This window comes from Phormidesmis priestleyi ULC007 (genome assembly GCF_001895925.1).
GTDB lineage: Bacteria > Cyanobacteriota > Cyanobacteriia > Leptolyngbyales > Leptolyngbyaceae > Phormidesmis_A > Phormidesmis_A priestleyi_A.
The window spans coordinates 1-14546 of record NZ_MPPI01000005.1; the positions used below are offsets into that span (position 1 = coordinate 1).

Here is a 14546-nt window from a genome sequence, read left to right on the forward strand (position 1 = left end):
TTCAGCTAACGTGCGATCCTCTTCTGAAGTCAAAATGATCCGGAGGGGAGCAGGCATAAGGAGGGGTTAATTAGAGGGTCTTCCTATCTTATATTTAACTTCACCCTCCTACTTAGCAATGATTTGGATTGAAAGAAGTAATTGATTCAGAAGACCCTGGTGCATTGCGAAGGCTTGCTTAAGCGATGGGTTGAGGCAGTCTGCAAAGTGCATTTAGACTTTCCAAGAATTCATTGAAACAATTCCGATCAAGGAAATGCAGATCACGATAATCGTCCAAAACCATCCTTCCTGAATCGCCCCTGCCTCAACTGCAAAATAAATCGCCATTGGCATCGTTTGTGTTTGCCTGGGGATATTTCCTGCAAGCATTAACGTTGCGCCAAACTCTCCTAATGCACGAGCAAAGGTAAGAACTGTGCCTGCCAAGATTCCAGGCATCGCCAAAGGCAGAGCAATATACCAAAAGACTCCTCCTTCCGATGCACCCTCTAGTCTGCCAGCATCTAATAGTAACGGGTCAATCTGCTCAAAGGCTCCCAATGCTGCGCGATACATCAAGGGAAAGGACACAATCATGGCGGCTAAAACTGCTGCATACCAAGTGAATACCAGGCTCAGATCCCAGAAGGTGAGGATTTGCCCCAAAACACCATTTTTGCCCAGCAAAGTTAGCAGCACGAAGCCTACAACCGTCGGCGGCAAAATCAAAGGCGCGATCAGAATTCCCTCAATCAGCGATCGCGCTTTTCCTCGATAAAGATACATCCTGTAAGCAACAATTGTTCCCAACCCAAACGTGATGGCAGTTGCCAACAGCGATACTTTGAGAGAAATCCAGAGCGGAGACAAGTCGGGGATCAACATGCTCAATTCAGGTCAAGGCTTTGCAATCCCAAATCCATATTTTTCAAAGACCGCTTTTGCAGGGTCACTTTGTAAGAATTCAGCATATCGTTTGGAGCTATCGATCGATTTGCTCGACTTTAAGACTGCGATCGGGTAAAGAATGGGAGAATGCAGCTTTTGATCAGCCGTTGCAGCGATCGTGATCTGGTCTGAACTTTTAGCATCGGTGATGTAAACAATGCCTGCATCCACATCACCCGTTTCCACAGCAGTTAGAACAGATTTCACATTACTACCAAACACAAATTTAGATTGCACCTGCTCCAAGATTCCTAAATTCTTCAAAACCTCGGTTGAGTATTGCCCTGCTGGAACCGATCGGGGTTCTCCAATAGAGATTCGCTTAATTTCTGGCTTAACAAGTTGCTGAAAGTCAGTTAAAGACACAGCGGCTTGCTTGGGGGTAATCAGAACCAACTGATTGGTCAACAAATCCCTCTGAGTTCCCGATGCGAACGACCCTTTTTCCTGTAGGGCTTTCATTTGTTTTTCGGCCGCCGAAATAAACACATCGACTGGGGCACCCTGTTCAATTTGTTGTTGCAATGCACCGGAGGCTGCAAAGTTATAGTTGATTGTCTGGTTGGAGTTTGCTTGGGTGTAAAGTGGTGTAATTTCTTGGAGCGCTTTCTGAAGGCTGGCGGCGGCTGCGACCAAAAGCGTCGAGGTTTGAGCAGCGGATTGAACCGTTGTCTGCTGACTTAGCTGTGGGGCAGGCGGCGCGAGTTGAGTGCAGGCAATCAGCAGTACTGTCATCCAGAAGCTCAAGAGTCCAACTCGCCAAGTCTTTACACGCATACGTAAAATGTTTTTAACGAAGTTCCTATTATTTGAAGAAATACCAACCCTCTGTCAAAATATTACCAACTAAATTGGTATTTCGTCATGCCTCGTAAAGATCAAGGTTGGATCACGTTTCAGTTACCCGAAGCCGAGCGACAGCTTCTTGAAAGACACTGTGAACAGACGCAGCGATCGAAAACGGATGTTCTACGGGAGTTGGTCAGAACTTTAGAGCGAGAAATGCCTGTCATGTCGTTAACCCCTCCCCCCAAACAGTCGCCCCGCTATGGTATAAACATTCGGGCGATGCAAGTGAGTGCCCGTAATGTTTTCCCGGCGATCGTTAGACAGGTGAGGTTAGGCAGTGTAAATGCTGAGATTTTGCTCGAAATTGCCCCTAATGTTGAAGCCGTGTCTGTGATTACTCGTGCTTCAGCCGAGGTGTTGCAACTGAAAGAAGAGCGGCAAGTTTATGCCATGATCAAATCCAGCGATGTGATGGTCGCTGTAGATGATTAGACTTCCTGTAAAAATACTCCGCCCTCACCCTAGCCCTCTCCCCAAGGAGCTACTGTGTACACACAAATTGTCGCTGCGTTCCAGTCCTTTCAGCCCCCTAAATCCCCCATTCTGGGGGACTTTAAGTCCAAACCTCCCATTTAAAGTCCCCCACTTTTGGGGATTTAGGGGGCGAAGATCTCGGCAATGACGAATCGAGAAACTTGTGTGTACACGGTAGCCCCCAGGAGAAGGGAACAAGAGAGTTCTGGCTCCCTTCTCCTGGGTGTTCTAACCAAACCGACTATGGCTCTAACGTCTGTGAAAACACTCCCAATCCCATTCAAGAGGGCAAGTTTTCTGAATGACTGAATTGCATTTGGCTGACTCTCATCGAAAAGATCTCGATCGTCCCGTTTTAGAAGCCAAAGGATTGACCCGTCGCTTTGGCGGACTGGTAGCGGTTAACCACGTCTCTTTCACCGTCAATGAAGGCGAGATTTTTGGGCTAATTGGCCCTAATGGTGCCGGAAAAACGACTCTGTTTAACCTGGTGATCGGACTAACTCAATCCTCTAGTGGACAAATGCTTTATCGAGGTGAAGAAATTTCTAACCTACGTCCGCATCAAATTGCTAAAAAAGGGATTGCCAGAACCTTTCAAAATATTCGCCTGTTTGCTGATCTTTCAGCGTTAGAAAATGTGATGATTGCTCAACATATTCACACCAAGAGCGGCGTATTTGCGGGCGTATTGGGCTTGCCTCCTGCGCCTCGTGAAGAACAAAAAACCCGATCGCGAGCCTTTGAGCTATTAGAATTGGTCGGCTTAAGCGATCGCGCTGACGAAAAAGCCGCTAACTTCCCCTATGGCGATCAGCGTCGGCTAGAAATCGCCCGCGCCCTGGCGCTTGAACCGCAGGTTCTCTTACTCGATGAACCTGCGGCTGGGATGAATCTTAACGAAAAGCAGCAGTTGAGTCACTTTATTCGTCAAATTCGTGACCAATTTAATCTGACAATTTTGCTAATCGAACATCATGTGCCGCTCGTGATGGGATTGTGCGATCGCATTGCGGTTCTAAACTTTGGTCAACTGATCGCGATCGGCAATCCCGCACATGTGAAAGCCGATCGTGCGGTGATTGAAGCTTACTTGGGCACAGAGTAAAATCGACTAAAAGCGATGCAAAATCCTCTACTCGAAATTCAAGGACTCAGCGTTAATTATGGTGGCATTCAAGCCCTACAGGCGATCGACCTGATGATTTACCCTGGCGAAGTGGTGACGCTAATCGGCTCAAACGGGGCGGGTAAAAGCACGACTCTACAGGCAATTTCTCGGATCATTAACATTCGTCAGGGACAAATTCTCTACAACGGCGAAGAGATTACTCGTCGTCGCCCTCATGAAGTTGTGAAACTGGGAATTGCCCATAGCCCAGAGGGGCGAAGAGTTTTGGCTCGTCAGACCGTGCTTGATAATTTAGAATTGGGCGCTTATACACGATCGTCGCGTCTCAGCATCAAGTCCGACATTGAACAACAATTTCTGCTATTTCCCAAGTTAGCAGAGCGTAAAAATCAACTAGCAGGCACTCTGAGCGGCGGCGAACAGCAGATGTTAGCGATCGCTCGTGCTTTGATGAGTCGTCCTAAATTATTGCTGTTAGACGAACCGAGTTTGGGATTAGCACCGACGATCGTGCGCGAGATTTTCTCGATTATTCAAAATCTGCGAGAAACTGGAGTCACCATTCTTTTAGTCGAGCAAAACGCAAATCTAGCCTTGCAAATCGCCGATCGTGGATATGTTTTAGAAGCAGGTTGTATGACATTATCCAACAAAGCCTCTGAGCTATTAGAGGACGATCGAGTGAGACAAGCTTATTTAGGTTAATCAACTATGAATTCAGATATTTTAGTGTCTAATTATTTACAAATCGACGACTTCTTGACGAGAGAAGACAAAAAAAGATTACTAAACTATGTGTTTGCAGAAGAGGCGGAGTTTGTACCGACCAGCACTTCAACTGATGAAACAAATTATCGACGATCGAGCGTTCTTTACTCGTTTCCTGACTTTGCAGAATTGATGAGCGATCGCATCTACTCTAGTCTCTCAACTATTTTTAATAAGCTAGAGTTGCCTACATTTGAGTCCTCTCACATTGAGGCTCAGTTAACGGCTCACAACGAGGGTAATTACTACAAAGTTCATAACGATAATGGCAGCTCTGGCACGGCGACTAGAGAACTCACCTATGTTTATTATTTCTATCGAGAACCTAAGTCTTTTTTGGGCGGAGAATTAGTGATTTACGATAGCAAGATCGAGAATGGATATTACACTAATGCAGAGTCTTTCAAAACCATTGAACCTAGAAATAACAGCATTGTCTTTTTCCAAAGTCGCTATATGCACGAAGTTTTGCCTGTGAATTGTCCGTCTCGATCGTTCCAAGATAGTCGATTCACCATCAACGGCTGGATTCATCGCTGATTAACGATCGTGGATTAAATAAGACCCGGATTTACCCTCACCCTAACCCTCTCCGAATTAGTTGCGCTAACTGTTCTGCACTGTTGACGACGGCTAAAGATGCCGCCTGCTTTGCCATTTGTTGAAGTCGATCGGGCGACTTTAACATCATCAATACCTGCGCTTCTAAAACTTCTGATGTGAGATCGGCTTGTCGATAAACTTCGGCGGCTCCTGCTTCAGCAAAAACAGCCGCGTTAAACGCTTGATGATCTTCAGCCGCAAATGGGTAAGGAATCAGAATCGATGGGGTGTGCGTGATCGCTAACTCAGTCAAGGTGCCAGCCCCCGATCGGCTAATCGCTAAATTTGCCCGTTGAAATAGCGCCGCCATATTGTCATAGAACGGCAAGACCACATATTGAGAGTGTTGAAGGCGTTGGGCATCTGGATCGCTGTCACCCGTTAGATGAACTACCCAAGCGCCCGCGTCAAACCAGGCAGGGGCAGCTTTCCGCACTAGTTTGTTGAGGGCAACGGCTCCTTGACTGCCGCCCACTACCACAATTAATGGCACGTCTTTTGGAATTGATAAATCTTCTAGAGCAGTGTCGTCTAAGGCAGATCGAAACTGCGATCGCACCGGAGTTCCCACACAAATCGTTTTACCTCGTGGCAAATAGTCTGATGCAGCCTGAAACCCGATCGCCACAACACTACACCAGGGCGCAAACCAACGAGTCACTTTTCCGGGTAGCGCGTTTGACTCGTGAAGAATCACGGGCAAGCCGAGCGATCGGGCAGCCAGAATTGCTGGAGCCGCAATATATCCCCCAGTGGTGAACACGCCATCAAATTTGCCTTGCTTGAGCAGCCTTCTGACTTGCCGAATCGAGCCAATCAACCGCAGCAAAACTTTGAGGCTACCGAGTCCTAATTTTTGTTGAAACCCAGCCACAGAAATCGTGTGGAGGGGATAGCTCCCTTGAGCGTAATCGCCCACAAGCTGCGTTTCTAAGCGATCGGGCACGCCCAACCACTCGATCTGATAGTCGCGAAGTTGTTCAGCCGTGGCGATCGCCGGGAAAACATGACCACCCGTGCCACTGGCAGCAATTAATAAGCGAATCGTTTTTGAGGGAGACAGCACGGGCTTTTCTAAAATAGAGTCAGATGCACTTTTCACAGAGAGTTTTGGCAATGACAGAGTGATTCTACGCTAATTCTGTCGTGTGGTCACTCACAATAACCCTGTAAATTGATTAATATCTTAAGTGGCTGTCTTTTGCCCTAATAGTTTGAGCGATTCTCTATGCGCCATTTTTTGCCCGTTCGATCGACCCTTGCGTCTGTGCCTCAAAATTTCAGGCAAAAGCCGTTGAGATCGCTGTTTTTGCTGACATTAGGGCTGACAATTTTAGGGAGTAGCAGTTTACACGATCGCGCCATTGCAGCCACGCCAGAAACCGCTCCCGTCCCCTTAAAACAAGCCTTGACCCAAATTGATGCAGCAGCAAATAGCAAAAATTTGCCGGGGGTGCTTCAGTTCTACAGTCCTAACTTTGCTCACTCAGATGGGCTAAATCGGCGATCGCTCGAACAGGCATTGACTCAGCTTTGGAAACAATATCCTAATCTGACTTATCGCACTGAGCTAAAATCTTGGCAACCCGATGGGCGCGGCATTCGGGCTGAGACAGTGACTTATATTTCAGGAACGCAAATGGTGAACGGGCAATCACTCAAGCTCGATTCGACATTGCAGTCTCGGCAGCGATTTGAAGGTCAAACGATCGTTCAGCAAGACGTTCTTGCAGAGACGAGCAAAGTCACGTCGGGGGAGAATCCGCCTGACGTAAAGGTGAGTTTGCCTCAACAGGTACGAGTCGGACAAGACTTTAGTTTTGACGCGATCGTGCAAGATCCGTTAGGCAGTGACCTGCTGTTGGGGTCAGCGTTAGAAGAATCGATCAAACCGAGTGGCTACTTAAACCCCACTACCACAGATTTAGAGTTGCTCACCTCTGGAGGCATCTTTAAGGTGGGTCGTGCTTCCAAGACTCCTGAAAATCGCTGGATCTCTGCGGTCTTGGTGCGGCATGGTGGCACCACAATGGTGACGCAGCGACTGCGGATTGTTGCGGGTAGTCCGATCGTAAAGTAAACAACTGGCTACCTAGAAGATCACTCAGAATCATTCGCATTTTTTACGGGTGCCGGGTTCAAAATGGGGCGACGAGTCTGCTTGGATTGCTGATGTCGCGACTCAACTCGCTGCGGGTGCGCCCTCAGTCACCGTCTTGATCAATGGTGGTGAAGTCACTTGGGAAGATGCCCGACAGAGTGTTCGAGCGGGACGACTGGTGATCACGATCGCAGACAGTGGTCGCACCGCAGATTTATTAGCCGCCGGACTACGCGCAGATCCAACGGATGCCCGCGCTAAAGAATTGATTGCTTCTGGGCTTGTGCAAGCAGTAGATTTGACCGCAGGCACGATCGCATTAACCACTATCATAGAGACAATTTTTGCGAAGGAATCTATCCGTAGCGACCTACAATAGACCTCCTGCATGAATCTGGACAGCCCTCCTCACGGCAGTGGGGCGAAGCCTTCGCCAACCCTTCTCCCCAGCCAGAATCTTATTCCCTGTCCTTGGGGAGAGGGTTAGGGTGAGGGCGGTTCGGATGCCAGAGCATTTGTTGCCAAGTTAATAAGTGAGTCGTCTAAACTTCATCGTTCTTTTACAACTGTTAGCGGCGCTATTAGGTTAATTGTTGCAGAATATTTACAGGCAGCTTACTCTCTAACCTAATCTTAAACTCCCCTATGTCAGAGCCTATTACTCAAGCGCAATCGACGGCTGAACTGAGTCTTTATGATCACGAGACAACCGTGGCTGAAATCGATTCAACTAACGGGTTTAGTCCTGTTTGCAACGGTTTGACGATCGCTGCTCAAGCTGACGAATTTGCTCACCCCGATCGCTTTGTCGATCGCCATATTGGGCCCAGCGATTTTGACATTCAGCAAATGCTGCAAACGCTAGGGCTGTCCTCTTTGAGTGCGTTGATTGACCAAGCAGTCCCGGCAGGCATTCGGATTCAACGTCCTTTGCAATTGAGTGCCAGCCGCACTGAATATGCGCTGCTGGCAGACCTGAAAGCGATCGCTCAGAAAAATCAAATCTTTCGATCGTTAATCGGCATGGGATACCACAATTGCATCACGCCGCCCGTGATTCAGCGCAACATTCTTGAAAATCCTGGTTGGTATACCCAATACACACCCTATCAGCCCGAAATCGCTCAGGGTCGATTAGAAGCGCTGCTCAATTTTCAGACGATGGTGATTGACCTGACGGGGCTAGAAATCGCCAACGCCTCGCTGTTAGATGAGGGAACGGCGGCGGCTGAGGCCATGTCGATGAGCTATGGGCTGTGCAAAACAGGGGCAAAAGCCTTTTGGGTGTCAGAGGCGTGTCATCCTCAAACGATCGACGTGATTCGCACACGAGCGCTCCCGTTAGGCATTGAGGTGATTGTGGGAGATCACCGCACCTTTAAGTTTGAAACTTCAGTGTTTGGGGCGCTACTGCAATACCCTGCCAGCGACGGCGCAATTTATGACTATCAGGAATTTATCGATCGTGCCCACGCTGCCGATTCTCTGGTCACGGTTGCCGCCGATCTGCTCAGTCTCACCCTGTTAAAACCACCCGGAGAGTTTGGCGCAGACATCGCGATCGGCAACACTCAACGATTTGGCGTTCCCCTTGGCTATGGCGGGCCTCACGCTGCTTACTTTGCGACTAAAGAGGCATACAAACGTCAGATTCCCGGACGGTTGGTGGGCGTTTCTAAAGATGTCAACGGTCATTCTGCATTGCGACTAGCGCTGCAAACTCGTGAACAACACATTCGTCGAGACAAAGCCACGAGCAATATCTGCACCGCCCAAGTTCTATTAGCGGTGATTGCCGGAATGTATGCGGTTTATCACGGTTCTCAAGGGCTGAAACTGATTGCCGAACGAGTTCACACAATGACAGCAACCCTGGCAGCCGGATTGCAAAAACTCGGCTATTCGCTGGGGTCAGCACCATTTTTTGACACACTGCGGCTTGAAGTCGGCGATCGGCAATCCCAAATTTTAGACCGCGCAATCGCCCATCAAATCAACCTCCGCAAAATTGGAGACGGCGCGATCGGGGTGACGATCGACGAAACCACTTCTAAACAAGATCTCCTTGACCTCCTCGAAGTCTTCTCTGGTGACTCCGCCTCTGCCCTAGAATCGCTTCGCCCTGCATCGGTTGCCTTTCCTGCCGCCCTCTCCCGCACCACTCCCTACCTGACTCACCCGGTCTTTAACCGTTACCACTCCGAGACAGAATTGCTGCGATATATGTATCGTCTCCAGGCTAAAGATCTGTCGCTGACGACCGCGATGATTCCGCTCGGCTCATGCACAATGAAGCTAAACGGCACGTCTGAAATGGTGCCTGTGACTTGGGCTGAGTTTGGGCAAATTCACCCTTTTGCGCCCGGTGAGCAAACCCAGGGTTATCAAGTTCTGTTTCAACAGCTAGAAACGTGGCTGGCAGAAATCACCGGATTTGCTGGCATCTCATTGCAGCCGAACGCAGGCTCTCAAGGAGAATATACTGGGCTGTTGGTGATTCGGCAATATCACCAACAGCGAGGTGAAGGGCATCGCAATGTTTGTCTGATTCCTCAATCTGCCCACGGCACAAATCCTGCCAGTGCGGTGATGGCAGGGATGCAAGTCGTGCCCGTTGCCTGTGACAACGACGGGAATATCGACCTCGCAGACCTGAAGTCTAAAGCAGAAAAGCATCAAAACCACTTAGCGGCGCTGATGGTGACTTATCCCTCAACTCACGGTGTTTTTGAAGAAGGCATTCAGGAGATTTGCACGATCGTCCATCACCACGGCGGACAAGTTTATCTAGATGGTGCAAACCTCAATGCCCAAGTCGGACTCTGCCGCCCCGGTGATTTTGGCGCAGATGTCTGTCATCTAAACTTGCACAAAACCTTCTGCATTCCCCACGGCGGCGGCGGCCCAGGGATGGGGCCGATCGGGGTTGCGGCTCATCTCGTTCCCTTTCTCCCCGGTCATTCAGTCATCAGTCCAAACTCTCAAACTTCAAGCTCGATCGGAGCCGTGTCCGCCTCTCCCTGGGGGAGTTCTAGCATTCTGCCGATTTCGTGGATGTATATTGCTTTAATGGGGGGCGCTGGCTTAACCAAAGCCACTGAAGTAGCGATTCTCAATGCCAACTACATCGCAAAACGGCTAGAAACTCATTATCCCGTGCTTTACAAAGGCAAAAATGGGTTGGTTGCCCACGAGTGTATTCTCGATTTGCGCCAGTTCAAAAAGACTGCCGAGATTGAAGTCGATGACATCGCCAAGCGGTTGATTGACTATGGGTTTCATCCGCCTACGGTGTCTTGGCCTGTGGCAGGCACGGTGATGGTTGAGCCGACCGAAAGCGAATCGAAAGCAGAACTCGATCGCTTCTGTGATGCCATGATTGCGATTCGCGAAGAGATTCGAGAGATCGAGGAAGGTGGGATCGATCGTCACAATAATCTGCTCAAAAATGCTCCTCACACTGCCGCCGACTTGACGGCTGATCAGTGGAGTCGCCCCTATTCTCGCCAACGTGCCGCCTACCCAACGCCCTGGACGCGAGAGAACAAATTTTGGGCAGCTACCGGACGCATTGACAATGCCTATGGCGATCGTAACCTCGTCTGTTCTTGCTTACCCATGGAGGCTTACGAGAGTTAACGGAGTTTACGCGAGGTGCAACTTCTCTCAAACGTTTGGAAAGATAGCCCTCACCCTAGCCCTCTCCCCAAGGAGAGGGAACCAGAAAGCTGTTGAAAAAATTTGTGAGTTTGATGCAAAAGAAGCGCCTTGCTCACAAACGCTTGGCTCTTATACTCCCATCTTCGGCAAAACTTTTGGCTCCTCCGCCGTCAAATCAACCAAAAACGGCAGCTTCGATCTAATGGTCAAAATTGCCGTCATCACCGCATCTCGATCGACCTGCGTCAACGCTGCGCTAATTCGATTGGTTGTCATCGTAAACCTACCTCATCATGAATAATTCTAGAGTCCCCACCCAGCCAGGAATGGGATGTCTAGGCTCTTCAAAGTGATTCACAAGCAATGAAGGTGCAAAAATGATGACCTCTTAGAGGCATTATTAGGGCATAAAGTTGATGTTGGGACCGAAAGATCTTTGCACTATTTCATCCGCGATCGCATCTTAAGCGAAGCTCAACCGCTATGCAAGATAGCCGTGTTTATCTAGTACACATTAGGGACCACATTAACCGCATTGAAGCTTACACTGTTGAGGGCAAAACAGCATTTTTTGCAGATCTAAAAACTCAGGATGCGGTGATCCGAAATCTGCAAACGTTATGTGAATCAACCCAGCGACTACCAGATGCTTGGAAAGCTACACGTCCCGAAATTGGCTGGAGAACGATTGGCGATTTTCGCAACGTTCTAGCCCATCAATATTTAGACATTGACCTTATTTAGACATTGACCTTATTTAGACATTGACCTTATTTAGACATTGACCTTGATATTGTCTGGAATGTGGTAGAAAGCTACCTGCCAGATTTAAAGCAAGCCGTTGAAGCAATTTTTCAACAGGTTTAGATTGCTTGATAGAAGAAAGATCTTATTTGCGATCGCACTTGAGCCAATCATGCAGGGGCGATCGAGGAAATAAGATAGTTTAGAAGCAGTTGAGCGATCGATTGACAGCGCAAAGACATGAACGGTTAGGAGGACTTTAATTCTTGGAGGGTGGAGACGCCGACAGAGATGGCGAAGCGGGGGACGCAGTAGGCGACGGAGAAGCCGTTTTTGGATCAGGCGAATCGGGTGCAATAATCAACGGGATGCCCTTTCCGATGGGCTGACTGCCACCCGTCACAAGCTGACGAGGATTGGTTTTGGCTTTTTGCTGGGCATTGGCTAACTTGCTTTGATAGTCAGCGCGTTTTTGCTGCACATTAGCTTTTTGAGCACCTGCCGATGATAGAGGAGGCAGCAGCGCGATCGCCCGGTTCCATTGATTGATCACCAGGTTCCAATCTTCTTTAGACTGGGCAGACTGGGCCAAGTTTTCAGCACTAATCGCTTTGTCTTCTGCCTGCTGAAGTTGACTCGCCATCTCAGCAGCAGATAGCTTAACTTTTGTAGGTGACGATTTAGCCCCTGTAGGGTTAGGACTCAGGCGATAACTCGGTGTCCCTGCTGATCGAATCAACGTCTCCGCAGGTAAAGGTTTGACCGGACGAGGCGATTCTTGACCCAAAGAGGAAGACGAGGGTAAGGGCGTGCAACCCGCGATCGCACCAAGAAGAACAAATCCGCACGTGGCTTGTTTGATCAGAGAAGCAGACTTGAGCATAAAGCAGGGCGACAGGTTAACGACGGCACGATCGGAGCTTAGATATTTGAAACATCCTCTCAAACTGAATGCCTTTCAAATTATATTCGCAACTCAAAATTCCTCTCATTCCCCATTCCTATTACAATCTGTAAAGAAGTCTCAGTGAGAATGCGGAATGCGAGTTGCGATCGTGGGGGCAGGTCTGGCAGGTTTAGCGGCAGCAGTTGAGCTAGTCGATGCCGGACATGAGGTTGAAATGTTTGAGTCGCGTCCGTTTATTGGCGGCAAGGCGGGCAGTTGGGTCGATGCCGATGGCAATCACATCGAGATGGGGCTGCACGTCTTTTTTAACAACTACTACAACCTGTTTGCCCTGGCAAAAAAAGTTGGCGCGTTTGACAATTTGCTGCCCAAAGAACACGTTCACACCTTTGTCAATCGCGGCGGCATGATTAAAGAACTTGATTTTCGGTTTCTGTTAGGTGCGCCCTTTCACGGGTTAAAAGCATTTTTCACCACTGGGCAACTGACGCTGCAAGACAAATTGCAAAACGCGATCGCTCTGGGCACTAGCCCGATCGTGCCTGGCTTAATCAACACTGATTTTGCGATGAAGCTAATTCGTGACCTCGATGGCATCAGCTTTGCCGACTGGTTTCGCAGTCATGGCGGCTCCCAAAACAGCCTCAAGCGGATGTGGAACCCGATCGCCCTCGCGTTGGGTTTCATCGACACCGAAGAAATTTCTGCCCGATGTATGCTGACCATCTTCATGATGTTTGCCTCTAAAACCGAAGCGTCGCGGCTGAATCTATTGGCAGGCTCACCCGGTGAATATTTGAACAAACCGATCGTCGATTACATCAAAGCCAAAGGCGGCAAAATTCACACCCGTCGTCAAACTCGCAAGATTCTTTTTGAAGACGAGAACGGCACGCTGAAAGTCACAGGTTTGCAGGTAGCAAGCGGCGAGACTGAAGAAACGGTCACGGCTGACATCTACCTCGCTGCCTGTGACGTGCCCGGAATTCAACGCCTATTGCCTCAAGAATGGCGCAGCATTCCAGAATTTGACAACATCTACAAGCTAGAAGCCGTGCCAGTGACCACCGTTCAGTTGCGTTTTGACGGCTGGGTGACAGAACTCAACGACCCAGAAGCTCGAAAGCAAGTTGATCACGCGGCTGGCATTGATAATCTACTCTATAGCGCCGATGCTGATTTTTCCTGTTTTGCAGATCTGGCACTTTCCAGTCCCAAAGATTATTACCGTGAGGGACAAGGCTCTTTGATGCAGGTGGTTCTAACGCCAGGCGACCCGTTTATCAAAATGAGTAACGAAGAAATTGCTCAACACGCGCTCAAACAAATCCAGGATCTTTTCCCGTCATCGCGAGAACTCAACATGACCTGGTTTAGCGTCGTCAAGCTTGCCCAGTCGCTCTACCGTGAAAATCCTGGAATGGATGTTTATCGTCCGCGCCAGAAAACGGCGGTTCAGAATTTCTTCCTAGCGGGAAGTTATACCCAACAGGACTACATTGACAGCATGGAAGGTGCGACAATCTCTGGTAAACAAGCCGCTCAAGCCATTCTTGAACCTACGGGCTATAAAGTTCAGGGCACCGGATTGTTTAAATATTAACCCTTCATTTCTCATTCCCTTATGTCTGATTGGCTAGAGCACACGGTTCAGGTTGAAGTTGATGCCCCGATCGAGTTTGTTTGGAGTCTGTGGTCAGATTTGCAGCAAATGCCACGCTGGATGAAATGGATCGATTCTGTGACAATTCTCCCAGACAACCCAGAGCTGTCTCGCTGGAAGTTGGCGACGGGCGGGCTAGAGTTTAGCTGGCAGTCACGCATTCTCAAACAAATTCCCAACCAGATTATTCAGTGGGAATCGGTGGATGGACTGCCCAACCGAGGGGCGATTCGGTTTTACGATCGCGGCTCTAGCAGCGTTGTCAAAATGACCGTCTCTTATGCGATCCCCGGCTTTCTCGGTCAGTTGATGGATAATTTGTTTCTAGGTCGAGTCGTCGAGTCAACGCTTCAGGCAGACTTGGAGCGGTTTCGAGACTATGCGCTCAACACAAAGGCAGAGGGTTGAAATTCTATAGCCTCTACCAAGTGGGATCAGAGTAGAGATTGATCGTCAAATGCGGTTGTCCTGGTGGTACAGCACTAATGCAGCTACAAATGCTTTCCTCGCCGTTGACTTCGACTTCGCAGGCGTGACAAGACCCCATCAGGCAACCCGTCGGAATGAAAACGCCTGCCCGTTCAGCCACTTTGAGCAACGGCTCTCCTGGCTCGGCGGCGATCGTCACATCATCGGGCAAAAATCGGACGCTAACACTCATGACAAAATTCTAAGCAGATTTACGTACGGGCATGGCATCACCCTGCAAGTAACC

Annotated in this window: 15 protein-coding genes and 1 pseudogene; 10 read left to right on the forward strand and 6 right to left on the reverse strand. The window is 49.1% G+C overall.

Annotation, left to right across the window (positions count from 1 at the left end; all coding sequences use genetic code 11):
* Positions 1 to 213 precede the first annotated feature (213 nt).
* Positions 214 to 867: a molybdate ABC transporter permease subunit gene (gene modB / locus BRW63_RS05880; protein ID WP_083582744.1), complete on the reverse strand. Its 654-nt coding sequence runs from the start codon at positions 865 to 867 to the stop codon at positions 214 to 216.
* A 12-nt stretch (positions 868 to 879) separates the two neighbouring features.
* Positions 880 to 1665 carry a molybdate ABC transporter substrate-binding protein gene (gene modA / locus BRW63_RS05885; protein ID WP_223257304.1) on the reverse strand — a complete coding sequence of 262 codons (786 nt, stop codon included), beginning with the start codon at positions 1663 to 1665 and terminating at the stop codon, positions 880 to 882.
* A gap of 129 nt (positions 1666 to 1794) precedes the next feature.
* Between modA and BRW63_RS05890 the strand changes: the two genes are divergently transcribed.
* From BRW63_RS05890 to BRW63_RS05905, 4 genes are all read left to right on the forward strand, one after another.
* Positions 1795 to 2211 carry a TOBE domain-containing protein gene (locus BRW63_RS05890; RefSeq protein WP_073069992.1) on the forward strand — a complete coding sequence of 139 codons (417 nt, stop codon included), beginning with the start codon at positions 1795 to 1797 and terminating at the stop codon, positions 2209 to 2211.
* 343 nt (positions 2212 to 2554) lie between these two features.
* Positions 2555 to 3361, forward strand: coding sequence for an ABC transporter ATP-binding protein (locus BRW63_RS05895; protein ID WP_073069993.1), 807 nt, complete (start codon positions 2555 to 2557; stop codon positions 3359 to 3361).
* A gap of 15 nt (positions 3362 to 3376) precedes the next feature.
* Entirely contained in the window at positions 3377 to 4090 is a 714-nt protein-coding gene (locus BRW63_RS05900; RefSeq protein WP_073069994.1) for an ABC transporter ATP-binding protein, read from the forward strand.
* Between the two features lie 6 nt (positions 4091 to 4096).
* Positions 4097 to 4693 (forward strand): 2OG-Fe(II) oxygenase, encoded by a 597-nt coding sequence (locus BRW63_RS05905; RefSeq protein ID WP_073069995.1) that lies wholly within the window; start codon positions 4097 to 4099, stop codon positions 4691 to 4693.
* Between the two features lie 37 nt (positions 4694 to 4730).
* Here the strand turns inward: BRW63_RS05905 and murG are convergent, their stop codons facing one another.
* Positions 4731 to 5858, reverse strand: a complete 1128-nt coding sequence (gene murG / locus BRW63_RS05910; protein ID WP_223257305.1) for an undecaprenyldiphospho-muramoylpentapeptide beta-N-acetylglucosaminyltransferase — start codon at positions 5856 to 5858, stop codon at positions 4731 to 4733.
* 126 nt (positions 5859 to 5984) lie between these two features.
* Between murG and BRW63_RS05915 the strand changes: the two genes are divergently transcribed.
* From BRW63_RS05915 to gcvP, 3 genes are all read left to right on the forward strand, one after another.
* Positions 5985 to 6836, forward strand: a complete 852-nt coding sequence (locus BRW63_RS05915; RefSeq protein ID WP_073069996.1) for a hypothetical protein — start codon at positions 5985 to 5987, stop codon at positions 6834 to 6836.
* A gap of 19 nt (positions 6837 to 6855) precedes the next feature.
* The gene (locus tag BRW63_RS05920; protein ID WP_181314358.1) at positions 6856 to 7236 is read left to right on the forward strand and encodes a hypothetical protein; all 381 of its coding nucleotides are present in this window, start codon (positions 6856 to 6858) and stop codon (positions 7234 to 7236) included.
* A gap of 266 nt (positions 7237 to 7502) precedes the next feature.
* Positions 7503 to 10496 (forward strand): aminomethyl-transferring glycine dehydrogenase, encoded by a 2994-nt coding sequence (gcvP, locus tag BRW63_RS05925; RefSeq protein ID WP_083582746.1) that lies wholly within the window; start codon positions 7503 to 7505, stop codon positions 10494 to 10496.
* A 150-nt stretch (positions 10497 to 10646) separates the two neighbouring features.
* On the opposite strand, the gene BRW63_RS28120 is transcribed toward gcvP, so the two are convergent.
* Positions 10647 to 10793: a hypothetical protein gene (locus tag BRW63_RS28120; RefSeq protein ID WP_181314349.1), complete on the reverse strand. Its 147-nt coding sequence runs from the start codon at positions 10791 to 10793 to the stop codon at positions 10647 to 10649.
* 207 nt (positions 10794 to 11000) lie between these two features.
* On the opposite strand from BRW63_RS28120, the pseudogene BRW63_RS05930 reads away from it, so the two are divergent.
* Positions 11001 to 11384, forward strand: a pseudogene (locus BRW63_RS05930) (HepT-like ribonuclease domain-containing protein).
* Positions 11385 to 11520: 136 nt separating this feature from the next.
* Here the strand turns inward: BRW63_RS05930 and BRW63_RS05935 are convergent.
* Positions 11521 to 12144, reverse strand: a complete 624-nt coding sequence (locus tag BRW63_RS05935; RefSeq protein ID WP_073069998.1) for a tetratricopeptide repeat protein — start codon at positions 12142 to 12144, stop codon at positions 11521 to 11523.
* A 157-nt stretch (positions 12145 to 12301) separates the two neighbouring features.
* Here BRW63_RS05935 and zds point away from each other — a divergent pair, with 157 nt between their 5' ends.
* Together zds and BRW63_RS05945 are read left to right on the forward strand one after the other, a co-directional pair.
* Positions 12302 to 13771 (forward strand): 9,9'-di-cis-zeta-carotene desaturase, encoded by a 1470-nt coding sequence (gene zds, locus BRW63_RS05940; RefSeq protein WP_073069999.1) that lies wholly within the window; start codon positions 12302 to 12304, stop codon positions 13769 to 13771.
* Between the two features lie 21 nt (positions 13772 to 13792).
* On the forward strand, positions 13793 to 14239 hold the full coding sequence (locus BRW63_RS05945; protein ID WP_073070000.1) for an SRPBCC family protein: 447 nt from the start codon (positions 13793 to 13795) through the stop codon (positions 14237 to 14239).
* A gap of 13 nt (positions 14240 to 14252) precedes the next feature.
* Here the strand turns inward: BRW63_RS05945 and BRW63_RS05950 are convergent, their stop codons facing one another.
* Positions 14253 to 14492 carry a 2Fe-2S iron-sulfur cluster-binding protein gene (locus BRW63_RS05950; RefSeq protein ID WP_073070001.1) on the reverse strand — a complete coding sequence of 80 codons (240 nt, stop codon included), beginning with the start codon at positions 14490 to 14492 and terminating at the stop codon, positions 14253 to 14255.
* Positions 14493 to 14546 lie beyond the last annotated feature (54 nt).

Coding starts and splice junctions, on each gene's coding strand:
- modB (WP_083582744.1), bottom strand. CDS start 867: ATGTTGATCCCCGACTTGTCTCCGCTCTGGATTTCTCTCAAAGTATCG.
- modA (WP_223257304.1), bottom strand. CDS start 1,665: ATGACAGTACTGCTGATTGCCTGCACTCAACTCGCGCCGCCTGCCCCA.
- BRW63_RS05890 (WP_073069992.1), top strand. CDS start 1,795: ATGCCTCGTAAAGATCAAGGTTGGATCACGTTTCAGTTACCCGAAGCC.
- BRW63_RS05895 (WP_073069993.1), top strand. CDS start 2,555: ATGACTGAATTGCATTTGGCTGACTCTCATCGAAAAGATCTCGATCGT.
- BRW63_RS05900 (WP_073069994.1), top strand. CDS start 3,377: ATGCAAAATCCTCTACTCGAAATTCAAGGACTCAGCGTTAATTATGGT.
- BRW63_RS05905 (WP_073069995.1), top strand. CDS start 4,097: ATGAATTCAGATATTTTAGTGTCTAATTATTTACAAATCGACGACTTC.
- BRW63_RS05915 (WP_073069996.1), top strand. CDS start 5,985: ATGCGCCATTTTTTGCCCGTTCGATCGACCCTTGCGTCTGTGCCTCAA.
- gcvP (WP_083582746.1), top strand. CDS start 7,503: ATGTCAGAGCCTATTACTCAAGCGCAATCGACGGCTGAACTGAGTCTT.
- BRW63_RS28120 (WP_181314349.1), bottom strand. CDS start 10,793: ATGACAACCAATCGAATTAGCGCAGCGTTGACGCAGGTCGATCGAGAT.
- BRW63_RS05935 (WP_073069998.1), bottom strand. CDS start 12,144: ATGCTCAAGTCTGCTTCTCTGATCAAACAAGCCACGTGCGGATTTGTT.
- zds (WP_073069999.1), top strand. CDS start 12,302: ATGCGAGTTGCGATCGTGGGGGCAGGTCTGGCAGGTTTAGCGGCAGCA.
- BRW63_RS05945 (WP_073070000.1), top strand. CDS start 13,793: ATGTCTGATTGGCTAGAGCACACGGTTCAGGTTGAAGTTGATGCCCCG.
- BRW63_RS05950 (WP_073070001.1), bottom strand. CDS start 14,492: ATGAGTGTTAGCGTCCGATTTTTGCCCGATGATGTGACGATCGCCGCC.